Raw genomic sequence first — 22,492 nt, 5'->3', positions numbered from 1 at the left:
GTCGTCTGGCGATTGCTGTGATCAATGGGCCTCGAACTATCGGTGTCGGGCGTCTCGACGGTCGTTTGGACAGTCGCCACACTGGGGCTCGTCGGTGCGAGCGTTCTCGACCGATTCCTTGATGACGACGGCGACGACGCGGACGGTGGCGACGACGTCTTCGGCGGCGGTGGAATGGGAGGAGGCGGCGGTAGCGGGATGGGCGGCGGTAGCGGGATGGGCGGCGGCATGAGCGGTGATGGAATGGGCGGCGGTAGCGGGATGGGCGGCGGCATGAGCGGTGATGGAATGGGCGGCGGTAGCGGGATGGGTGGTGGCGGCACGAGTGGTATGGGTGGCGGCATGAGCGGTGATGGAATGGGCGGCGGGATGGGTGACGGCGGCTTCGACGACTTCGACGGCATGGACGAGTGGGACGAGGGCTTCGACGACGGCGGTGGCGGCTCCGACACCGACGAGTTGGAAAAGCGCCTCGACGATCTCGAGGCCGAGGTCGCCACCCTCTCCTCGACGGTGTCGACGGTGCGCTCGGAGAACGAGGAGATCTCCGCCGCGGTCGACGACATCGAGGAGGACGTCCGGAACCTCCTCGACATCTACGAGATGGTCACCCGCGGGATCAATCCGTTCGTCGACGAGTCAAGCGGCTTCAACGACGGCGGTGCCGCGGAGAACTCCTTCGGCCTCTTCGACGACGCGGACGAGGACGAGGCCGACGCGGAGCTCGACGACGACGTCGCGAGCGCGGACGCGGACGGGTTCTTCGACGAGGAGCTGCTCGACGACGACCTCGGCGACGACTTCGACGCCCTCGAGGAGGCGGACGACGGGGACGAATCGAACGGCGAACCGGACGACGGCGAACCCGCCGACGCCGCGTCAGAGACCGAACCGGCGGAGGAAGACGACGACATGAACGACGACGGAAAGAGCTTCAGCGAACTCAAAGAGGAGTACGACGCCGGAGAGGCCGACTGGGCCGACGACGCCGGCGACGAGACGGCGTCCGAGGAGGACGCCTTCGAGGACGGGGCCGACCCGTTCGACGACGACCTCGACGACGGCACCGGGAACGACGGCTTCGACGGTGGTCTCGGCGACGACGTCGGCGCGCTCGGCGACGAGGAACCCGGAGACGACCCCGTCGACACGGAGTCCGATCCGAAGCCCGCCGGGTCTCGTGGCCCGACGCCGGGCGGCGATCCCGCCGAGGCGAACGCCGACGGGTTCGAGTACGTCGGCCGCGACGACCTCTCGGGCCGGCGCGGGAAACCGTATCTCACCGAGCTTCCCGGCGACTACCTCGGCGACCTGCTCGTGATGGAGTGGCTGGAGTTCCTCGTCTCCGAGAGCGACGTCACCGACGCGGTTCGCGCGGTGAACTACTACGAGCGCATCGAGTGGGTCGGTCCCGACGCCGCAGCTCGGCTCCGGGACTTCCTCTCGGGTTTCGGCACGATCGACCGCAACCTCGTCGACCGACCGGGGACCGACCGGTTGGTCCGTGAACACCACACCCGGAGTCTACGATACATCACGCAACTCAACGGGACGGGGGGACACCTGGTCCTCCTCGACCGCTGGGACGACCTCGCGGGCGGATCGATCGTCGATGGCGGGCCGCCGGCGTCCACCCGCCGGTCCCGTGGTCGCGAACGACGGAACCGGCCGTCCGCCGGAACCGCGGAGAGCGCCAACGACCGATCGGAGAGCGCCAACGGACGATCGGAGAGTACCCACGAACGATCGGAGAGCGTCCGCGAGCGACGGAACGGCGCGGACCGGCGGGACGACCGCGAGCGCCGGTCGCGAACCGAGACCGGTCGCGGCCGGAACGGGACCTCACCTCGACCGATGAACGACCCGGATCCGCAGCCCGACCGCGCCGACCCGGCGGACGGAGGGTGGGGAGATGGGCGTTAGCGTCTCGGCGTCGACGGCCATCATCGTCGCGGGGATGTTCTTCGCGTTCACCGCCTTCTATCCCGTCGCAGCCAACGGGTTCGACCGTGTCGCGGAGGGCGAACGCGACGTTCACGAACGGGCGCTCGAACGACAGAACACGGCCGTTACGATCGACTCTGCCACGCTCGACACGAGCGGGAACGAGGTGCTCGTCGTGAACGCGATCAACGAGGGATCCGTCGGGCTCGTCGTGAGCGACACGACGCTCGTCGTCGACAACGAGTACGTCGACGTCGCCGACGCGACCACGACCGTCGACGGCGACGGCGAGACGGACCTGTGGCTCGGCGGCGAGAGGCTCTCGATCGAGGTCGACGGAGACTCCCTCGAGACGACGGTCACGAACGACTCGCGCGTCGTGCTCGTCGTCGAATCCGGCGTCCGCGACGCGACGGGGGTGACCGCGTAGATGGCGAGCGTTCCGGTCTCTCATCTGATCCTGTTCGTCGCCAGCCTCGTGATCGCTGCCGGGGTCGTCGGGACGGTCACCACCGGCGTCGACCGGGTGAGCTCGGCCGTCGAGGACGGCAGTCTGGACGCGACACAGCAGCTCCGCACGGACGTGACGGTGATCTCGGATCCCAACGGCGGGGTGTACAACGGAACCGAGAACAACGTCACCCTTCTCGTGAAGAACACCGGCACGCAGCGGCTGGCTCCGGACGGCTCGGGGGTCGACGTCGTCTTCGACGGCCAGTACGTGCGGCCGGACGCGACGACCGGCGAGGTCGTCTCCGTCGACGGCGCGACCGCCTGGAGCCGCGGCGACGTGCTCCGGCTCACGATCGACCTCGACGTGGTCGGCGTCGACCCCGCGGGCGAGCCGAGCGACCACCGGGTGTACCTCACGGTGAACGGAGACGAGGAGCTGTTCCAGTTCCGGGTGGAGGAGTAGATGCCCCGCGTCGACAACCTGCTGCCGTTGGGGCTGGCCGAGCGCGACCGGCTGAACAAGGAGCTTGGCGGCGGGATCCCGCGCGGGAGCATCGTGCTCATCGAGGGCGATTACGGCGCGGGAAAGAGCGCGATGTCCCAGCGGTTCTCCTACGGACTGGTCCAGGAGGGCGCGTCGGTGACGCTGATGTCGACGGAGCTCACCGTCCGCGGGTTCATCGACCAGATGCACTCGCTGGAGTACGACGTGGTGAAGCCGCTTTTGAACGAGGAGCTGCTCTTTTTACACGCCGACTTCGATTCCGGCGGGGCGTTCTCCGACGACGACGGCGAGCGCAAAGAGCTTCTCAAGCGACTGATGAACGCGGAGGCGATGTGGCGCTCGGACGTGATCTTCCTCGACACGTTCGACGCGATCTTCCGGAACGACCCCACCTTCGAGGCGCTCGTCCGGAAGAACGAGGAACGACAGGCGGCACTCGAGATCATCTCCTTCTTCCGGGAGATCATCTCACAGGGGAAGATCGTCGTCCTCACGGTCGACCCGTCCGCCGTCGACGACGACGCGATCGGGCCGTTCCGGTCGATCGCCGACGTCTTCATTCAGCTCCAGATGATCGAGGTCGGCAACGACATCCGCCGGCAGATCAACGTGAAACGCTTCGCGGGCATGGGCGAACAGGTCGGCGACACCATCGGCTTCTCCGTCCGCTCCGGGACGGGGATCGTCATCGAGAGCCGCAGTGTCGCCTGAGGCGACCGCCGAGAGGGCATCTCCGGCGAGAACTGACACAACGAGACACGAACGATGACCGAACACGGCACGGCGAAACCGTCCGACGAGCTCCGGAAGGCCGCCATGCGCCGACCCCACCTCAGAGAGCACCTCAAGGAGTTCAAACAGATAACCGGGGAGTTCCCGCTCTTCGTCGAGGAGCCCAAAGAGGAGTACGAGTCGGACCGGCCGAACGTGCTCTACCCGGTGGGCGGACCGATCTACTGTCACGTGTACGGCGACCTCGGGCAGGAGACGAAGTACTACGCCATCGAACCGGAGATGTCCGGGCCGCAAGCGACCGTCCTCAATCGGGTGAAAAACAAGCTCCTCGCCGCCAGCGGCGGCCACTCCGCTCCGGCCTCCGAGTCCGAGTACGACGACCTCATCGAGGAGTTACTCGAGGACGTCACCTACATCCAGAACGGTCAGGCCGGCTGGCGATCGACCGCCTCGAAGCTTCTCAACGTCGGCAAGCTGTCGGTCACCGAGGAAACCTACGAGAGCATCCGATACCGGCTCAACCGAGATATCGTGGGACTCGGCCCGCTCGAACCCGTGATGCGCGACCCGGCCAACGAGGACATTCACGTGATCGGTCCCCACGAGTGTCACGTCGATCACGGCACGTTCGGCATGCTCGAGACCACCGTCGACTTCGGGACGCCCCAGGAGTTCGACAGCTGGCTGCGCAACATGGGCGAGCGGATCGGCGACCCGCTCTCCGATTCCGATCCCATCGTCGACTCGACGCTGCCCGACGGGTCGCGTATCAACATCATCTACTCCGACGACGTCTCGCTTAAGGGCTCCTCGCTCACCATCCGACAGGGCGAGGACGTTCCGCTTTCGGTCAACCAGATCACGAACTGGGGAACGCTCTCGCCGCAGCTCGCGGCGTATCTCTGGCTGTGTCTGGAGAACGAACAGACCGTCTTCGTCGTCGGGGAGACCGCGTCCGGGAAGACGACGACGCTGAACGCCATCCTCTCGTACATCCCGCAGGACTCGAAGATATACACCGCCGAGGACACCGCGGAGGTCGTCCCGCCGCACAACACCTGGCAGCAGCTCCTGACCCGCGAGGGCGGCGGCGAGGGATCCTCCGACGTCGACATGTTCGATCTGGTCGCCGCCGCGCTCCGGTCGCGCCCCGACTACATCGTCGTGGGGGAGGTTCGGGGTGCGGAGGGGCGGATGGCGTTCCAGGCGGCCCAGACGGGTCACCCCATCATGCTGACGTTCCACGCTTCCGACATCGTCTCGATGATCCAGCGGTTCACCTCCGAGCCGATCAACGTCCCCGAGACGTTCATGGACAACGCCGACGTGGCGCTGTTCCAGAACCGGGTGAAACAGGGCGACGAGGTGTTGCGCCGGGTGACGAGCGTTCAAGAGATCGAGGGGTACTCCAAGGAGATGGAGGGGGTCGTCACCCGCGAGGTGTTCAGTTGGGACCCGGTCGAAGACGAGATCGTCTTCCAGGGGATGAACAACTCCTACGTGTTAGAAGATCAGATCGCGACGCTTCTGGGATACGCGGACACCCGCGACATCTACGACGACCTCGCGTTCCGCGCGGAGCTGATAGAGCGGATGATCCAGGAGGGAGTCCTGGGCTACCACGAGGTGAACCAGGCGATCGACGCCTTCCAGCGCGACGGCGTCGAGGGGCTTCCCTTCGAGATGCACCGAAACGTCAGGTGAGCTCACGAGCATGTATCCGGTGAGCAAATGAACGTGAAAGCGGCGGGAGACGGGCTCGCGACCGCGATGCGGCTCACGGAGGAGGTGCTCGAATCCTACGAGAAGCTCGACATCTCCAAGCGGCAGTACGTCGGGTACGTGCTCGTCCCGGCGGTCCTCGTGTTCGCGGCCACCGTGGTCGGGGCGTTCGTCCTCCCGTTACCCCTCGCCGCGCGGGTGCCGATCCCGATGTTCGGCGCGCTCACGCTCGTGTCGGCGGTCGTCTACCCAAAGATCTACCTCAGCGGCGTCGAGAACCGGATCGACAACCAGCTCCACCTCGTGATGACGCACATGACCGTGCTGTCGACGACGAACATCGACCGCATGGAGGTGTTCCGGACGCTGGCAAAAGAGGAGGAGTACGGCGTCGCAGCCGAGGAGATCGGTCGCGTCGTTCACCTCGTCGACACCTGGAACCAGAGCCTCGACGACGCGTGTCGCCGGCGCGCCAAGGAGGTTCCCTCCGACGCCATGGCCGACTTCTTCGACCGGCTCGGCTACACCCTCGGGGCCGGCCAGTCGCTGGAGGACTTCCTCGTCTCCGAACAGGACGTGATGTTGGCCCAGTACGAGACGCTCTACGAGTCGTCGCTGTCGAACCTGGAGGTGATGAAGGACCTGTACATGTCGATGATCCTCTCGATGACGTTCGCGTTGGTGTTCGCCATCGTGCTCCCGATCCTGACGGGCAACGACCCTACCGCGACGGTCGCGGCCGTCATCGTCCTCTTCGTCTTCGTTCAGCTCGGCTTCTACGCGATGATCCGGGCGACCTCGCCGTACGACCCGATCTGGTATCACCCGGAGGAGCGCGCGCCCGGCGACCTGAAGCTGTGGGCGTCGTTGGGGATCGGTGCCGGGCTCTCGTTTCTGCTCATCGGCTTCACCGCCGCGGGGATGTTCGGGTACGGGCCGGGACTGCCCGGACTCCTCTTTTTCCTCGAGGACGTCCGGCTCCCGCTGTACATCGCGGTCCCCGTCACCCCGCTTTTCCTGACCGGCGCGATCCTCCGGACCGAAGAGCAGGCCATCACCGCTCGCGACGGGGAGTTCCCCTCCTTCGTCCGGGCGCTGGGCGCGACCGAGAGCGCGAAGCAGTCGACGACCTCCGACGTGTTGACCACGCTTCGCGACAAGGACTTCGGTGCGCTCTCGCCGGCGATCACTCGACTGTATCGCCGGCTCAACATGCGTATCAGCACCGAGGGCGCGTGGCGAGCGTTCTCGCGTGACACGCGGTCGTACCTCATCCAGAAGTTCTCCGAGATGTACCTCGTCGGCCGGCGGATGGGCGGGGACCCGAAGCTGCTCGGCGAGCTGATCTCGGCGAACATGAACGCCGCAAACCAGCTCCGCGAGCAGCGCCGGCAGTCGGCGGTGACGTTCATCGGCCTCCTGTACGGGATCACGGCGGCGGCGACGTTCGCCTTCTTCATCGGGCTGGAGATCGTCGCCATCCTCGCCGAGTTGACCGCCGACTTCGAGATCGACCAGATGGACATCGGCCAGATCGTTTACCCCGGCGCGTACGACATCCCGCTCATCGAGTACCTGCTTCTCACCGTCGTCCTCTTCAACGCCGCGCTCTCCTCGCAGATGATCCGCAAGATCGACGGCGGCAATCCCGCGAACGGCTACATCCACTTCGTGTTGCTGACGTGGCTCGGGGCGGCCACCGCGATCGCGACCCGGACGCTCGTGAACGCGATCCTCTCGATCTGAGGCTCGGTTCGAAGCAACGTTTCCGGCCTACACGTCGAACAGCGCCGGCTCCGCCACGTCCGCCTCCGCCGCCTCCCGCCACGAACGATCCGGCTCCCAGCCGAACAGCCGGTTCGCCTTCGCGACCGAGTACGCGCCGCGGTCGTCGCCCTCGGCGACCGCGCACTCGTCGGGAACCCCGCCGTACGCCTCCCGCAGGAGGTCGAGCAGGGGTCGGCCGAGCGCGTTGTCGGCGGCGACGCAGTTGACCGCCTCGTGGGTTCCCGGCTCGACGACGGGGTCGTCGCCGAGGAGGTCGTCGACCGCGACGGCGACGAGATCGGCCACGTCGCGGGCGTCCACGTACGACCAGAAGTTGCCCGCGCCGGCCGCGAGGTCCTCCACGTACCCCGCCTCCCGGCAGGCGTACGCGCCGGGGTACTGGATCCACGAGGGGCGAACCGAGACCGCGGGGCTCCCGTGCCGGCGGGCGACGGCAGCCGCCGTCTCCTCCGCGGTCACCTTCGAGAGCCCGTAGGGGTCCTCGGGCCGCAGCGGGTGCTCCTCGGTCACCGGCAGCGCGTCCGGCAGCGGCGTGGGCTCGGCGAAGAAGAAGCCGTACGCGCCGTCGCTCGACGCCTGGACGACCGGGGCGTCGGCGCGCCCCGCGGCGGTCAGGACGTTGTGGGCGACGAGCACGTTCGTCTCGAACACGCGGCCGTCGGGGTGCGTGCCCGCGACCGGGATCGCCGCCCAGTGGACGACGGCGTCGGGATCGACCGCGTGGACGACGTCGAGCGCCTCGCCGCGGTCGGCGAGGTCGGCGGCGCGAAACGAGACGTGCGGGGCCGGATCGACGGCAAGGCCCGGATGCTCGCGATCGACGACGACCACCGCGTGCTCGTCCGCGAGCCGGTCGACCACCCACCGCCCCGACGCCCCGCGCCCGCCCGTGACCAGGACCGTTGCCATGTCCGAGGCTCGGCCGAGGCGGACTAAAGGACGACGGTGTCCGGGGCGGCCCCCTCGAACCCTCCCGCGGATCGCCCGCCTCCGGTAGGCTTTACCGCGCCGAGCGGTTACCTCCGGGCATGCAGTGGGACACCGACTGGGGACTGCGTGGGCGCATGGCGTTCACGATGTTCCTCCTCTTCGCCCTCTACGTCGTGTTCATCGGCGTGTTGAGCCTGTACTTCGGGGACTTCCTGTTCCCGATGGTCATGCTCGGCGGGTTCGCCGTCGCACAGTACTTCTTCAGCGACAAGCTCGCGCTCCGGGGGATGGGCGCGCGCGAGGTGAGCGCCGAGGAGTACCCCGATCTCCACCGCCGGGTCGAGCGCCTCTCCCAGCAGGCCGACCTCCCGAAGCCGACGGTGGCCGTCGCCGACACGAACGTGCCGAACGCGTTCGCGACCGGCCGGAACAAGAAGAACGCGACCGTCGCGGTGACGACGGGACTCCTGAGGACGCTCGACGACGACGAGCTGGACGGCGTGCTCGCCCACGAGCTCGCCCACGTGAAGAACCGCGACGTGATGGTGATGACCATCGCGTCGTTCCTCTCGACCATCGCCTTCTTCATCGTGCGCTGGGGGTGGCTCTTCGGCGGGAACAACCGGCAGGGCGGCGCGCCCGTGATCGTCGCCATCGCGGTGTCGATCGTCGTCTGGATCGTCTCCTTCCTGCTCATCCGCGCGCTCTCGCGCTACCGCGAGTACACCGCGGACCGCGGCGCGGCGGTCATCACCGGCAAGCCCGGCGCGCTGGCGTCCGCGCTCGTCAGCATCGACGGCCGGATGGACCGCGTCCCCGACCGGGACCTCCGCGACGGCAGCGCCGAAATGAACGCCTTCTTCATCATCCCGATCCGCGCGGGCTTCCTCAGCCGGATCGCCTCCACGCACCCGCCGACCGAGAAGCGGATCGACCGGCTCCGCGAGCTCGAACGCGAGATGGAGACGGCCTGATAGACGGGTCGGACCTCCTCCCTCCTTTGCGACGAATCGACTGATTTCTCCGGCTCTCACGGAACGGTTCTCGGAGATTCCGTTCCGCACCCTACTTCGGTGACTTACCTCCGGAGTCGTAGCGGTACGACCGTTTCGATGGTGATCTACGTGATCGAGACGAGATCGTTGCTGTCGCGGTGAACACGCCAAAGCCCCAGTCGCTCGGCTGTACGTCGTTGTTGGCGCGGTGAACATCTCCAAAGCCCCAGTCGCGAGGGCTCACGGCTTCGCCGTTCGCCAGTCGAGGGCTCCCGTCGGTCGCCCTCGCACGACTCGCGCGGCTCGCTGTGCGCCTCGCTCAGTCGCGTTGCTCCTTCGCTGCGGTGTCGCCGGCAGCTCCGCCGCCGGCTGCCCGTGGCGCGTAGCGCCACGCTGCTTACGTCGCCGTGATTCGTCCTTCCGAGAGACTTCGTCTCTCGACTTCCCGCTCGCTACGCTCGCGGGAATCGCGACTGCCCCTTTGAGTCCCACCCAAACCGCACAGCCCGGCACCTCACGCCTCCCCAGCCTCGCCACTCGCGCTTTTCAAGCGCTCGTGGCGTCCCTCGCGGGCTCCTCGCGAGCCGATGGCTCGCTCGGAGGCGCGCCACCGTGATCGCTCAGTCTCTCATCCGTACGATCGATTCACCGCGGCTCAGGAAGGCGTATGACACGGTCCCCTGTTACCCTGGTACCCCCTCGCGTCGCCCGCCCTACCGCTTCTCGCCGCGCAGCCAGACGTACTCGTGAGCGCCCAACTCGACCGTGACCCCGCCGTCGGCGACCCGGTAGTCGCCGTCGCCGACGACGCGCTCGGCCGCGTCGGGGTCGACGTCGAACCCGAAGACGGCGTCGTGCGGCTCCGCGGCGAAGTTGTGCGCGCACAACAGGACGTCGTCCTCGTGGTCGAAGCGGTGGGCCCACACCTCCTTCGGCTCCGCGTCGACGATCCGGAAGTCGCCGCGGGCGATGGCCGGGCAGCGGTCGCGGGCGTGCGAGAGCGCCGTGATCCGCGAGAGCAGCGAGTCGGGATCGTCGCGCTGGGCGGCGACGTTCACCCGGTCGTACGCGTACGGTCCCTCGTCGACGACGGGGTTGTAACAGTCGTCGGGGTCGGCCGTCGAGAAGCCGCCGTTCCTCGAGTCGTCCCACTGCATCGGCGTGCGGACCGCCTCGCGCTCGGGGAGGGAGAGGTCCGCGCCCATACCGATCTCGTCGCCCGACTGGAGCGCGACGGAACCCGGCAGGGAGAACAGCAGGCTGTGGGCCAACGCGATCCGGTCGCGGTCGCCGTCGTAGAGGTCCGCGAGCCGGAGCCTGTGGCCCCGCTCGAAGATCCACGAGTCGCCCGCGTCGTCGCCGAAGTACTCGCGGGCGTGTTCGAACGCCTCCTCGGGCAGCTTCAGCAGGTTCCACTCGTCGTGGTTCCGCAGGAAGTTCACCCAGCCGCCGACCCCTCCGACGTCGGGCAGGATCTCGTGGGCCCGGTAGAGCGGCCACGCGTCGCGCACGCCGACCGCGTACGTGAGGTGGGCGTTCATCACGAAGTTGAACTGGAGGTGGAACGCCTCGCCCTCGCCGAAGTAGTAGTCGAGGTGCTCGGGCTCGTCGTCGGCCTCCGCCAGCAGGACGGCGTCGGACTGCTCGGCCTCGACGACCTCACGCATCCGTTTGAACAGGTCGATCGGCTCGTCGAGCTCGGTGTCCTCGAGCGTCGTCGCGTTATGCCCCTTCGGCATGAGCATGGGGTGGGCGGCGTCGATCCGGAACCCGTCCGCGCCCTGGCCGAGCCAGAAACGGAGCACGTCGTACAGCTCCTCGCGGACCGCGGGGTTCGCCACGTTGAGGTCGGGCTGGTGGGAGTAGAACTGATGGAAGTAGTGTTTCCCCGCGAGTTCGTCGTACGACCAGACGCCGTCCTCGTACTCCGGGAAGATGTTGCCGCGGTGGTGGGCGTCCTCGAGGTGGCTCGTCCAGCAGTAGTAGTCGTGGTACTTCGATTCGGGATCCTCGCGGGCTCGCCGGAACCACTCGTGGTCGACCGAGGTGTGGTTGAAGACGAGGTCGGTGAGCACGCGGATCCCGCGGTCGTGTGCGCGCTCGGCGAACTCGCGGAAGTCCGCGAGCGTTCCGAGCCGCTCGTCGACCGCGCGGTAGTCGGCGACGTCATACCCGTTGTCCCGCAGCGGGCTCGGGTAGAACGGACGGACCCAGACGGCGTCGACGCCGAGTTCCTCGAGGTACGGCAGCCGGTCGATCGCCCCCCGGAAGTCTCCCCACCCGTCCCCGTCGCCGTCGGCGAACGTCTTCACGTCGAACGAGTAGACGGTCGCGTCCTCGTACCAGTCGAGATCGCTCATGCGGGCCGCTAGGGCGGCCGGGGGTGTGATTCCTTTCGATCCGCCGAACCCGCGGGCGCTCGGCTCTCCCGGTTCGACCCCCGTCTGACGGGGTTTTTAATCGATGAGCCCCCAGTACCGGTCGTGAGCGTCGTCGTCGCGGTCAAACCCTCCGCGCGGAAGCGCAACGCGAAGGTGGGGCGGATCGTCTTCGAGGACGGTCCCCGGCACGCCTTCGAGAGCCGCGAGGCCGCGGAGCGGTGGGCCGACGACCTCTCGGCGGGCGACGGCCACGTCTGGGTCGCCGCCGCCCACCCCCGAGACGACGGCGCCGCGGACCTCTATCTGCTCTCGCGGGCGACGAACGCCAAGCTCGAGGCGGCCTACGACAAGCGCCGGCGGCGGCTCCGCGGCGACGCCGACCCCGAGCAGGCGTCGCTCGGGCGCCCGCTCTGAGCACGGAGGACGGGTCCGTTCCGACTTGACCCGCTACGCCTCCTCGACGGTCGCGTCGCGATACTCCTCGACCGCCTCGATCACCGCCCCGCGGTCGGCGTCGTCGACGTCGAACTCGCGGAGCGCGTCGTCGAGATGGGTCGCGACCGCGTCGAACTCGGCGTCGGTGATCGCGAGCCCCTCGTGGGCGACGTCCATCTCGTCGCCCTCGTACCGCATCGGGCCGCCGGTGACCGCGGAGAGGAACTTCGTCTGGTGTGACCGCTGGTCGGCCATGTCGACGTCGTCGAAGTGGTGGCGGACCCGCTCGTCGTCGAGCACGCGGTCGTAGAACGCGCTGACGACCGCGCCGACGGCCGGTTCGCCGCCGAGACGGTCGTACAGCGTTCCGTCGGGCATACGATCCGGTCACTTCCCGGCCGTATCGTTCTTTCGCCGGCGCGTGGGCGGGCGCGACCGCTCGATCCGGTCTCGCCCGGATCCGCCACCCGCGGCTCTCGGAGCGACGGCCGCGAGAAAGCGCCGAGGCGGAGATTTGAACTCCGGTGTCCGAATGGACAGTAGATTTCGAATCTACCGCCTTGGCCAGGCTAGGCTACCTCGGCTCGTCTCCCGGTTCGGCGCTTCCGATGTTATGGGTTTCGATCGCGGCCGGGCCGCGTTCCGGCGGCCGGTCGCGCTCCGGCGGCGATTGCGCTCCGGCGGCCGGTCGCGCTCCGACGATCGCTCCCGCGCTCCGACGATCGCTCCCGCGACCGGACCCGCCGCCCGCGACAACCCTTTTGTCGCCTCCGCCGTTGACGCTCGTATGGACGTCCCCGACGCGGCCGACGCCTGCTCGCGGGTGATAGAGGAGATCGGATCCGCGGTCGTCGCCGACCGCGAGTTCCTCGAGCGCGTCACGCTCGGGATCATCGCCCGCGGCCACGTCCTCCTGGAGGACGTGCCCGGCACCGGAAAGACCCTCTCGGCGCGGTCGTTCGCGACCGCGCTCGGCTTAGAGTTCTCGCGGATCCAGTTCACGCCCGATCTCCTCCCCTCCGACGTGACCGGCACGAACGTCTTCGACGAGCGCGACGGCAGCTTCACGTTCTCACCGGGGCCGATCTTCGCGAACGTCGTGCTCGCCGACGAGATCAACCGCGCCCCGCCGAAGACCCAGGCCGCCCTCCTGGAGGCGATGGAGGAGGGCCAGGTCACCGCCGACGGCGAGACACACGACCTCCCGGACCCCTTCTACGTCATCGCGACCCAGAACCCCGTCGAGAGCGAGGGGGCGTTCCCGCTGCCCGAGGCGCAGCTCGACCGCTTCATGATCAAGACGTCGCTCGGCTACCCCGACGAGGCCGGCGAGGTCGAGATCCTCCGCCGGCGCGCCGGCCGCACCGACCGGAGCCCGACGGTCGAGCGCGTCCTCGGCCCCGCGGACGTGGCCGCCCTCCGGGCGGTCCCCGAGACGGTCCGCGTCGACGACGACCTCCTCGCGTACATGGCCGCCATCGTCCACCGGACCCGCGAGGACCGTCGAGTCGAGGTCGGCGTCTCCCCCCGCGGGACCCAGCGGCTCTTCGAGGCCGCCCGCGCGAACGCGACCGTCGCCGGCCGCGAGTTCCTCACTCCCGACGACGTGAAACGCGTCGCGGAGCCGACGCTCGCGCATCGGCTCGTGTTGACGCCGGACGCGACCGTCAACGACGTGCGGAAGGCCGACGTGATCGCCGACGCGCTCGACCGCGTCGCGGTGCCGACGCTGGAGTCGCCCGAGGCGTGAGAGGGGGATCCGACTCAGGCGTCCCGGTCGGCGAGCAGCTCCGAGGCCGTCAACAGCGCCTCCAGCTCCACGTCGTGCTCGGCCAGCAGCTCCGTCGCCCCCTCCTCGCGGTCGACGACGACGAGGACGCGGTCGACGGTCGCGCCCGCCTCCCGGAGCGCCTCGACCGCGTCGACGGCCGACCGTCCCGTCGTCGCGATGTCCTCCAAGACGACGACCTCCTCGCCGGCCTCGAGCCGCCCCTCGATCCGGTTGCCGGTGCCGTACTCCTTGGCCTGCTTTCGCGCGATGACGTACGGCCGGCCGAGCCGCTCCGCGGTCACCGCCACCAGCGGGACCGCGCCGAGGGCGACGCCGGCCAGTTTCGCGTCCGTCCCCGCGAGGCGGTCGGCGAACGCGTCGGCGATGAGGCTCAGACACTCCGGATCGGTCTCGAAGAGGTACTTGTCGACGTAATAATCGCTCGTACCGCCGTGTGAGAGCTCGAACTCGCCGAACCTGACTGCGTCGGCCGCGCGCAGCGCCGCGATCAGCTCGTCCCGTCGGTCGTCGTCGGTCATGTCGGATCCGGAACGCGGAGGGAGTATAAACCGGTCGGAACGGCGGGGGCGGACGGTACCCGCCCGCCGGCTCGTCGACGCGGGTGCCGCCTCACTCGGCTCCGTCGGCGGTCGGGAGCCGGATCCGGACCGTCGTTCCCTCGCCGTCGATCCCGGCGTCGAACCGGACGCTTCCGCCGTACGTCTCGACCACCCACGCGACGATCCACAGCCCGAGCCCGGAGTTGTGCCGGAGCTGGGTCACCGGCGCCCCGCCGGAGACGACCTCGCGGATCTCCTCGGAGATGCCGGGACCGTCGTCGGCGACGGTCACCGTGGCCGCCCCGCCGTCGGGATCGCGTTCCGCCCCGATCCGCACCCGCGGCGACGCCGAGTCCGCGTGGACGATCGCGTTCTCGACGAGGTGGTGGAGAACCCGCTCGAACCGGTCGTCGGCGCGGATCTCGACCGAGGCCGGCACGTCCGTCTCGATGCGAGCGTCCGGACGCTCCTCCCTCCAGCGCTCGGCGACGCGTTCGGCGACCGGCGCGACCGCGACGCGCTCGGGTTCGCCCTCGAGCCCGTCGTCGACGACGCGTTTGATCTCCCGCGCGCCGTCGCCCAGGCTGGTGAGCCGCCTCGCGGTCGCCTCGATCCGCTCGGCGTAGTCGACCACCCGCTCGTCGTCGGTGAGCCGCCTGATCTCGCTCGCGAACCCGAAGACGACGTTCAGCTCGTTCCGGAGGTTGTGTCTGAGGATCCGGTTGACGACGGTGAGGTAGCGCTCGCGGTGTTTCCGCTCGGTGATGTCCGTGTAGATGCCGAACGCGTGCGTCCCGTCGGACGCCTCGTAGGTGAACCCGCGAAAGAGGAACTCGCGGGGGCCGTCGACGGTCCGCCGGCGGACCTCGTCGGTGACGAACCCTTCCTCGCGGACGCGGCGGTCGAGCGACTCCGCCGCCGTCTCCTCCTCGTCGTCGAGCGTGTCGTACCGGAGGTCGAGTTCGGTCACCGACCGCCCCCGGATCGCCGACTCCTCGTGGCCGAACCGCGAGGCGAACGCGGGGTTGATCGCCCGGATGACCGTGTCGTTCGCGCGGTGGACCACCTCTATCGCCGGGTCGGGAAGCCGCTCGAACAGCCGGTTGAACCGGTCGCGCTCCCGCGAGAGCTCGCTTCGGGCACGATAGAGGTCGGTCGTGTCGACGAGCGACCCGACGACGCCCGCCGACTCGTCGCCCAGTCCGGAGAGGCGGAGCTCGCCACGGCGGGGGTTCGCGGCCCCGCCGTCGGTCCCGCGACCGTCCCCAGCGCCCGTCCCGCCCTCCGCGACGCGGTCCTCGATCCGCACGTCCACCGTCGTCGCGCCGTCCCGGCTCGTCCCCTCGCCGGCGTCTCCGCCCGCGACGGAGCCGATCGCGTCCTCGATCCCCGCGGCGTCCGGCTCGTCGAAGTGCGCCGGGAGCGACCGGCCGACGAGCGTCTCGCGGTCGACGCCCAGCCACGCCGCGAACGGCGGCGTCGCGTACGTGAGCGTCCCGTCCGCGTCGAGCACGCACACCATGTCGTCGACGTTCTCCAACGCCAGCTCGTAGGTCCGCAGCCGCCGTTGCCTCTCGACCCGATCGAAGGCGGCCGCCGCGTTCGTCGCCAGCAGCTTGACGATCGAGACGTCCGACTCGTCGAACGCGTCCGGCTCCGTCGTGCCGACGGCGAACACGCCGTGCTCTCCGAGCGGAACGGCGATCACGGAGCGCACGCCGCCGTAGTCCCGTCCGTCGCCGCGCGACGCGACGTCCCGACCGATCACGGGCTCGCCCGTCTCGAACGCCTCGCCGATGACGCCGTCGCCGGGAGCCCTCGAGGACCGCACCCCGAGCCTGTCCTCGGCCCCGTCGCTCAGCGCGACCACCTCGAGCGCGTCGGCGGCGGCGTCGTACAGCCTGACGCCGTTGATCCCGTATCCGAGGACGTCCTCGGCGGCCTCGACGAGGCGGTCCGCGATCTCCCCCGCGGACGACGCGCGCTGGAGCCCCTCGGCCGTCCCGAGCAGCAGTTCGAGCCGCTTCTCCCGACGCTTCCGGTCGGTCACGTCGGCGAAGAAGACGGAGAGCCCCTCCTCGGACGGGTACGCCCGGACCTTCGTCCAGAGGTCGAGCGGCTCGTAGTGGTCCTCGAAGGAGACCGACCGCTGCGTCTCCATGGCCCCCCGGTAGGCGGACTCGTACCGCTGGCCGAGCGCGTCCGGGAACTCCGACCAGACGTTGCTCCCGACGAGGTCGTCGGCGTCGCGTTCGAGCAGCGTCGCGGCCCTCTCGTTGACGTAGGTGAACCGCCACTCGTCGTCGATCGCGAAGAAGGCGTCGTCGATCCGCTCGAGGGTGTTCTCCAGGCGCTCGGTCGCCGCCTCGCGCTCCTCGCGGGCCCGCTGCCGCTCGAACTCCTGGCCGAGCCACTCGGCCAGCAGCTCGACGAACAGCCGCTCGTCGTCGCCGAACGGCCGGTCCCGCGGCCCCTCGTCGGCGAAACAGAGGGTTCCGAGCACCTCGCCGTTCACGACCACCCGGCCGCCGATGTACGTCTCGAGTCCGAACAGCTCGTGAGCCGGGTCGCCGTCCCAGCCCGCCTCGGCGGCGTCCGAGAACGCGGTGACGCCGCCGTCCCGGATCGTCCGCCGACAGTACGTCGTCTCGAGCGGGAGGGTCCCCTCCGGGTCCACGGAGCCCGCCTCGACGACCGACCGAAACAGATCGTCGGCACCCAGCTGGCGGGTCAGCTCGAACTCGCCGCCGTCGATCCGCGAGGTGAACCCGATCGCCAGGTCGAGCCGCTCGCGGCCCAGGCTCAGGAGCCGGTCCACCTTCGTTTCGACGTCCGCCGACCGGTCGGCCGTGATCCGGAGGAACCGCTCGAGGAACTCGTCGGTCCCGGCCCCGCCGACCGCGTGCTCAACCCGGTCCGCGAGCGTCTCGCCGTCGGCCGCGAGCCGGCGACCGGAGACGTACTCGGCCTCCCGACGTCCCGCGGCGATCGCGGCGTCGACGTCGTCCTCGACCGTGTACGCGAGAACGGGCACGGCCGGGAAGCGGTCGCGGACCCGATCGAGGAGGGCGGCGGCCCCGCCGGTACCGGGTTCGCCGTGTTCGGCTCCGGGCTCGCCGTCCTCGGGACCGGCCCCGTCGCTCCCGTCACCGTCGCTCCCGTCGAGGCGAACGACGACGGCGTCCGTGCCCCCGCTGACGGGCGTCTCCGGAAGCGCCCCAACCGTTCGCGTCCCCTCGGGTAGGTCGCTCCACGGCGCGTCGGCCGGGGGGCCGACGTGGAGGATCAGACGCTCAGCCCCCATCGTTCGAAACCGCTCGCCGACGTGTCGATCCGATCACGTACGTCCCTCGCGGCAGCGTCTCTTAACGGTTTTCCCGTGGCTCGCGGACGCGAGAATCGGACGACCGGACGACCGAACGATCGGGTGACGCTATCGGTCGATCCCGGCCTCCCCCTCGAGGACGCGGTCGACCTCCTCGGGCGTCACGATCGCGATGTCGCCGCCGACGGTGCGTTTGAGCGCCGCGGTCGCGGCCGCGCGCTCGAGGGCCGCGGGCACGTCGCCGCCGTCGATACGCTCGGCGAGGTAGCCCGCGACGAACGCGTCGCCGGTGCCGATCGCGTCGAACGTCTCCGCCTCGAAGACGCCCTGCTCGTGGACCGACCCGTTCCGGAGCGCGACCGCGCCGCCGGTCCCGCGGGTGACGATCACGGACTCGAAGCCGTGTTCGGAGGCGAGGCCGTGGGCGATCTCGACCGCGTCGCCCTCGCGGTCGAGCACCTCGCGGGCGTCCCGCCGCGGAACGAACAGCACGTCGACGTCCGCGAACAGCGTCTCGTAGGTCTCGCGCGCGGTCGCCGGCTCCCACAGCTTCGCCCGGTAGTTCAGGTCGAACGTCCGGGTCACGTCCGCCTCGCCGGCCGCCCGCAACAGCGCGCGCGTCGTCTCCCGCGTCGTCTCCGAGAGCGCCGGGGTGATCCCCGTCGTGTGGAAGTACGCGGCAGATTCGAGCGCGGTCGTGGGAAGCTCCGCCGGCTCGACGGTCGTGACCGCGGCGTTCGCGCGGTCGTAGATCACGTTCGTCCCCCGCGGCTCGCCGCCGTGTTCGAGGTAGTAGGTGCCGACGCGGCTGGCGTCGGGGTCGGCCCACGCGACGCCCGTTCGGACGCCGTGGCTCCGGAGCTCGCTCACGATCCGGCGGCCGAGCGGCGAGTCGGGGAGCTTCGAGAACCAGACCGCGTCCGCGCCGAGTCGCGACGTGCCGACCGCGACGTTGCTCTCCGCGCCGCCGGCCTGGACGTCGAGGTCGCGAGTGCGCTCCAGCCGCTCGCCCCGCGGCGGCGAGAGCCGGAGCATCGTCTCGCCGAACGTCACGAGGTCCGTCACGCCGACCACCCCGTCGGCGCGGTCGCGTCGGTGTCCATGCCTCTCCGTCGACCGCCGGGTACAAAAGCGACGCCGATCACGACTCGCCGTCGACGGATCGACGCGCGTCTCCGCCGCTCTCACCGGAACGCCGACGCCAACACGACCCCGCCGAAACACAACAGCGCGAGCGCGGCGATCGGCTGGCCGCCGGCCGCGGCCACGTACGTCCCGTAGACCACGCCGGCCGAGAGCGTCCCCGCGAGCAGGCTCGTCCCGGCGTGGACGGCCACGTTCCGGCGGGTCCGGGCCGCTCGACCCACCTGGCGACCGAGCGAGAGGCCGTGGTCTGCGGCGTCCCACGCGACCGCGAGCGCCACGCCGGCGACGAGGAGCGGCTCCGCGCCCCCGCCGAACCCCGCTGCGAGCGCGATCCCGGCGACCCCCGCGGCCGCCCCCCACGACAGGACGCGTGCGGACCCGAGGAGCGCCCCGCCCGCGAACGCGACGACTGAGACCCCGACGACCGCCCCGCCCGTCGGGTCGGCGACGAGCGCGGCGAGCGTCGCGACCGCCGCGGCGACGAGGCTCACCACGACCGCGAGGGTCGGGGGACGCGCGTCGCGCTCGCGGCCCTCCCTCGTTTCCGGTCCGCCGTCACGGCCCGCATCCGAACCGCGGTTCCCGCCCGCATCCGGTCCGCGATCGCGGTTCGCGCTCACCGCGACCACCGTCCGCTCGCGCTCGCGACCGCGGCCGGGAACGAGCGATCGCCCCACTCGACGACCCGGATCCCCGCGCTCCGGAGCGTCCGGAGCCGCTCGCGCCGCTCGATCGCGGCCAGCGTCCGGCCGGGCGTCGGCGACCCCGACGGCGAGGCGGTCGGGTCCGGCGAGAGGACCGTGACGAGGTGGCCGTACGCGTCCAGTCGCCGGGCGGTGTCGACGGGGACGTCGTCGGCGAGCGGCGTGAAGAACAGGACCTGGGCGTCGCCCGGAAGCCGCCGGCGGAACCGGCGACGCCACAGGGTGCGGTAGAACCGGTCCTCGGCGGGCGTCGGCGCGAGCGCCGGGTCCGTCGCCAGCGTCTCGCGTCCCCGGACCTCGTGGTCGGTCCCCGCGCCCGGCGGCAGCCAGCAGTCGCGCGGTCCCATCGTCGCGATCCCGACGCGGTCGCCGCCGGCGAGCAGGGCGGTGAAGACGGCCCCGGCGGCCTCGACGCTCGCCTCCACCGCGGTGTCGGCGTCCGGCCGCGCGGCGACGTAGGCCGGCTCGCGGGCGTCGACGAGCAGGACGACCGTCGCGGCGCGCTCCTCGCGAAGCTCCAGCGTCGCCAGCTCGCCCGTCCGCGCCCGCCGGTTCCAGTCGATCCGCTTGAGGGGGTCGCCCCGGCGGTACTCGCGGGTGGCGTGGAACTCGACGCCGGAACCCCCCACGTCGGTCGGCACGCGACCGTGCGAGACCGTCGTCAACCCCCGAAGCGGGAGGTCGGCCCCCGCGGCCAGCTCCGGCGTACACGTCAGCCGGGTCGGCGCCTCGAGCTCCGTCAGCCGCTCGCGGGAGCCGGCGGCGTTCCGGACCACCGCCCGCGTCGTCCCCCACTCGTGGTCCCCGCGGCTCGCCCGGACGACGTACGAGAACGTCACGCTCGCGCCCGGACGGAGCGCGGTGGCGACCCGCGCTGGCCCGTCGATGACCTCGAGGCCGGGCGGCACCCCGTCGACGAGCCGGAGGTCGAGACACGGCGCGTCGCCGACGTTCCGCGCGCGGACCGTGACGGTCACCTCGTCGCCCGGGTCCGGCGTCCGGTCGCTCACCTCGCGGTCGAGCGCGAGTTCCGCCTCGCCCGCCTCGCCGAGGCGCGCGTACAGTCCGTACCCGACCGCCGCCGCCCCGACCACGACCATCCCCGGCTGTCTGAGCGCGACGCCGAGCCCGACCAGGACCAGCGCGACCCCGGTGACCCCCACCCATCGACCCGTGTCGAACGCGCGAAGCGCCCGGCGCTCCGTCGGGCGGGCGTCGTCGCGGTCCGCCTCGCGGCTCGAGCGATCGTCGGCCGCCGTCGACCCGTCGCCCGTCGTCCCCTCATCGTCGTCCGGGTTCGGTTCGCCGTCGACCGGCTCGGTCGCCGCCGGGTCGACTCGCTCCCGTTCGGCGGCCGTCATCGGCTCCCCCCCGGTTCGTGGCCGGATCCGAACTCGTCGCTGGCGAGATCCGTTCGTGGATCGTCGAGCCCGGTCGACGTCCGATCGAGGGCGTCGACGGCGGCGGTCGCCCCGATCCGGAACGTCGACCGGCCGGGCAGGCTTCCCCGAACCTGGTCGCGGATCGGATACGCGGTCGACCGCGACAGAAAGGCGACGGCCGTTCGGTCGTCGGTCCACGCCCCGTCGTCGACGAGCTCCGCGGCCCGCTCGCGCGAGCAGTTCCGCCGCCGCGCGACCGCCCGGACCGCCGCCGCCCGCACCCGCGACCGCACGTCGTCGCGGGCGGTTCGTCCCCGCCGCCGTCGGGCGGAGGCGGCGCGGGTGACGGCGTCGTCGAAGTCGCTGCCGGGGACCGCGGCACGCTCCCGCCGCTCGGGCTCGCCGAGGTCGGTCGACCGCCGCTCCCGACCCCGCCGCGCGCTCGCGTACCGGACGCCCTGGACGACGCCGAGGACCCCGATCAGCGTGACGACGACGAACGAGAGGTCGAGCGCGCTCGCGAGCCCGCGGTCGACGGCGACGAGGAAGCCGGCGGCGACCGCCGCGATCCCGACGGTCGCGAGCGGACGCACTACTCCTCACCCCCGTGTTCGGCCTCGATCCGGCGGAGCGCGGCCGCGGCCCGTCGCTCGCGGTCGGCGGTCGGGTCCGCGCCGCCGTACCGCACCCGCTCGAAGACCTCGGTGAGCTCCGAGACGGGCTCCTCGTCCACGCCGGCCTCGACCGCGGCGGTCGCGAACTCCGCCGGCGTCGCGCTTGCGGGGCGGTCGACCTCGAGCGCCTCGGTCATCTCGCGCCACGCGCGGTACACCCCGTTGTCGCCGGCGTCGCCCTCGATCCGGGCGGCCGCCGCCCCCGCGGTCCGCGCGACCTCCGCGAGATCCGGGTCCGCCGGCTTCGAGTCGGGCTCCCCACGTCCCCCGCCCCCGTCCTCGTCGTCGCCGGCGGCCGCGACCAACACGAGGAGGCTGACGAGTATCGCGAGCACGACCACGGCGAGGAACACCGCCTCGGGCGTCGAGACGGTCCCGGAGCCGGTTCCGAGCCCGGCACCGCCGCCGCCGCCCGCCGGGAGCAGCCCCTCCTCCTCGCCCGCGAGCCCGAGGTCGAGCTCGCCGGCCGTCTCTGGGTCGCGACAGCTCGAGAGCCCGTACCACACCACGCCGACCGGGAACCCGACCGTGCCCGCGACGACGGCCGCGGCGAACCGCGACCCGGTGTCGCGATAGGCGAACGCCCCGATCGCGAGCAGGGCTCCCGCGAGGAGAACCAGCGCCGGCGGTCGCCGCAGGAAGGGGTAACAGATCGGCGGCAGCGCCAGCGTCGTCGCGCCGCCCGGCGACTCCGAGGGGCTGATCTCGCCGGGGTCCTCGGTCGGGCCGGCACCGCCCTCGACGCCGCCGCTGAACCCGCCGCCCCCGTCGATGGCGACCGCTGAGTCGAGCGTCGCGGCCGCGACGCCGAGGGCCACGACCGCGAGGAGGGCGAGGAGGGCTGTCGAGAGGGTCTCCCGCTTCACGACGGTACATGCGCGCTCGCGCGGGAATAGCTTTCGGCGACGACGGTGGTCTCCCGGCCCGATCGATCGACGGCCTGCCCCGACGAGTTACCACCCCGTCCGCTCCGTCGAACTCCTCAACACGTGAGACGTTCCGCCCCGGTTCCGGTCAATACAGGCGAAGCGCCGACCGATTG

Annotated in this window: 19 protein-coding genes and 1 tRNA gene; 9 read left to right on the top strand and 11 right to left on the bottom strand. The window is 70.7% G+C overall.

Features of this window, described 5'->3' with window-relative positions; translation table 11 throughout:
- Positions 1–24 precede the first annotated feature (24 nt).
- From NO889_RS00255 to flaJ, 6 genes are read left to right on the top strand one after another with little or no spacing between them, the layout of a single operon-like run.
- Positions 25–1,923, top strand: a complete 1,899-nt coding sequence (locus NO889_RS00255) for a FlaD/FlaE family flagellar protein (protein ID WP_256410257.1) — start codon at positions 25–27, stop codon at positions 1,921–1,923.
- Positions 1,913–2,374 carry an archaellum stator protein ArlF gene (gene arlF, locus NO889_RS00250; protein ID WP_256410256.1) on the top strand — a complete coding sequence of 154 codons (462 nt, stop codon included), beginning with the start codon at positions 1,913–1,915 and terminating at the stop codon, positions 2,372–2,374. Before NO889_RS00255 ends, arlF begins: the two co-directional genes overlap by 11 nt.
- Entirely contained in the window at positions 2,375–2,860 is a 486-nt protein-coding gene (gene arlG / locus NO889_RS00245) for an archaellum stator protein ArlG (RefSeq protein WP_256410255.1), read from the top strand.
- The gene (gene arlH / locus NO889_RS00240; protein WP_256410254.1) at positions 2,861–3,613 is read left to right on the top strand and encodes an archaellum protein ArlH; all 753 of its coding nucleotides are present in this window, start codon (positions 2,861–2,863) and stop codon (positions 3,611–3,613) included.
- Positions 3,614–3,667: 54 nt separating this feature from the next.
- Complete coding sequence (locus tag NO889_RS00235) at positions 3,668–5,341, top strand: type II/IV secretion system ATPase subunit (RefSeq protein ID WP_256410253.1); 1,674 nt, start codon at positions 3,668–3,670, stop codon at positions 5,339–5,341.
- 27 nt (positions 5,342–5,368) lie between these two features.
- A complete protein-coding gene (gene flaJ, locus NO889_RS00230) occupies positions 5,369–7,105 on the top strand; it encodes an archaellar assembly protein FlaJ (RefSeq protein ID WP_256410252.1) in 1,737 nt (578 codons plus the stop codon).
- A 27-nt stretch (positions 7,106–7,132) separates the two neighbouring features.
- Here the strand turns inward: flaJ and NO889_RS00225 are convergent, their stop codons facing one another.
- Positions 7,133–8,056: an NAD-dependent epimerase/dehydratase family protein gene (locus tag NO889_RS00225; protein WP_256410251.1), complete on the bottom strand. Its 924-nt coding sequence runs from the start codon at positions 8,054–8,056 to the stop codon at positions 7,133–7,135.
- Positions 8,057–8,175: 119 nt separating this feature from the next.
- Between NO889_RS00225 and htpX the strand changes: the two genes are divergently transcribed.
- Positions 8,176–9,051 carry a zinc metalloprotease HtpX gene (htpX, locus tag NO889_RS00220; protein ID WP_256410250.1) on the top strand — a complete coding sequence of 292 codons (876 nt, stop codon included), beginning with the start codon at positions 8,176–8,178 and terminating at the stop codon, positions 9,049–9,051.
- Positions 9,052–9,785: 734 nt separating this feature from the next.
- Here the strand turns inward: htpX and NO889_RS00215 are convergent.
- Positions 9,786–11,432 carry an alpha-amylase family protein gene (locus tag NO889_RS00215; protein ID WP_256410249.1) on the bottom strand — a complete coding sequence of 549 codons (1,647 nt, stop codon included), beginning with the start codon at positions 11,430–11,432 and terminating at the stop codon, positions 9,786–9,788.
- A 123-nt stretch (positions 11,433–11,555) separates the two neighbouring features.
- Between NO889_RS00215 and NO889_RS00210 the strand changes: the two genes are divergently transcribed.
- Positions 11,556–11,867: a DUF8081 domain-containing protein gene (locus tag NO889_RS00210; protein WP_256410248.1), complete on the top strand. Its 312-nt coding sequence runs from the start codon at positions 11,556–11,558 to the stop codon at positions 11,865–11,867.
- 33 nt (positions 11,868–11,900) lie between these two features.
- On the opposite strand, the gene NO889_RS00205 is transcribed toward NO889_RS00210, so the two are convergent.
- Positions 11,901–12,266, bottom strand: coding sequence for a group I truncated hemoglobin (locus NO889_RS00205; protein ID WP_256410247.1), 366 nt, complete (start codon positions 12,264–12,266; stop codon positions 11,901–11,903).
- Positions 12,267–12,387: 121 nt separating this feature from the next.
- Positions 12,388–12,472, bottom strand: a tRNA-Ser gene (locus tag NO889_RS00200).
- A gap of 203 nt (positions 12,473–12,675) precedes the next feature.
- Between NO889_RS00200 and NO889_RS00195 the strand changes: the two genes are divergently transcribed.
- The gene (locus NO889_RS00195) at positions 12,676–13,638 is read left to right on the top strand and encodes an AAA family ATPase (protein ID WP_256410246.1); all 963 of its coding nucleotides are present in this window, start codon (positions 12,676–12,678) and stop codon (positions 13,636–13,638) included.
- 14 nt (positions 13,639–13,652) lie between these two features.
- On the opposite strand, the gene pyrE is transcribed toward NO889_RS00195, so the two are convergent.
- From pyrE to NO889_RS00160, 7 genes are all read right to left on the bottom strand, one after another.
- Positions 13,653–14,198, bottom strand: coding sequence for an orotate phosphoribosyltransferase (pyrE, locus tag NO889_RS00190; protein WP_256410245.1), 546 nt, complete (start codon positions 14,196–14,198; stop codon positions 13,653–13,655).
- A 91-nt stretch (positions 14,199–14,289) separates the two neighbouring features.
- Positions 14,290–17,523, bottom strand: coding sequence for a PAS domain-containing protein (locus tag NO889_RS00185; RefSeq protein WP_256410244.1), 3,234 nt, complete (start codon positions 17,521–17,523; stop codon positions 14,290–14,292).
- Between the two features lie 129 nt (positions 17,524–17,652).
- Positions 17,653–18,618 (bottom strand): bifunctional 2-dehydro-3-deoxygluconokinase/2-dehydro-3-deoxygalactonokinase, encoded by a 966-nt coding sequence (kdgK1, locus tag NO889_RS00180; protein ID WP_321169275.1) that lies wholly within the window; start codon positions 18,616–18,618, stop codon positions 17,653–17,655.
- 110 nt (positions 18,619–18,728) lie between these two features.
- A complete protein-coding gene (locus tag NO889_RS00175; protein WP_379787241.1) occupies positions 18,729–19,319 on the bottom strand; it encodes a DUF7519 family protein in 591 nt (196 codons plus the stop codon).
- Complete coding sequence (locus NO889_RS00170) at positions 19,307–20,755, bottom strand: DUF58 domain-containing protein (protein WP_256410241.1); 1,449 nt, start codon at positions 20,753–20,755, stop codon at positions 19,307–19,309. The genes NO889_RS00175 and NO889_RS00170 overlap by 13 nt, the downstream gene beginning before the upstream one ends.
- Positions 20,752–21,369: a DUF7269 family protein gene (locus tag NO889_RS00165; protein WP_256410240.1), complete on the bottom strand. Its 618-nt coding sequence runs from the start codon at positions 21,367–21,369 to the stop codon at positions 20,752–20,754. Before NO889_RS00165 ends, NO889_RS00170 begins: the two co-directional genes overlap by 4 nt.
- Complete coding sequence (locus NO889_RS00160) at positions 21,369–22,316, bottom strand: DUF4129 domain-containing protein (protein WP_256410239.1); 948 nt, start codon at positions 22,314–22,316, stop codon at positions 21,369–21,371. Before NO889_RS00160 ends, NO889_RS00165 begins: the two co-directional genes overlap by 1 nt.
- Between the last annotated feature and the right edge of the window lie 176 nt (positions 22,317–22,492).

This window comes from Halorubrum rubrum, from assembly GCF_024494685.1.
In the GTDB taxonomy this organism is placed as follows: Archaea; Halobacteriota; Halobacteria; order Halobacteriales; family Haloferacaceae; genus Halorubrum; species Halorubrum rubrum.
The sequence above is the reverse complement of the archived record's forward strand: the minus strand, read 5'-3'. Positions and strand labels throughout refer to the sequence as shown.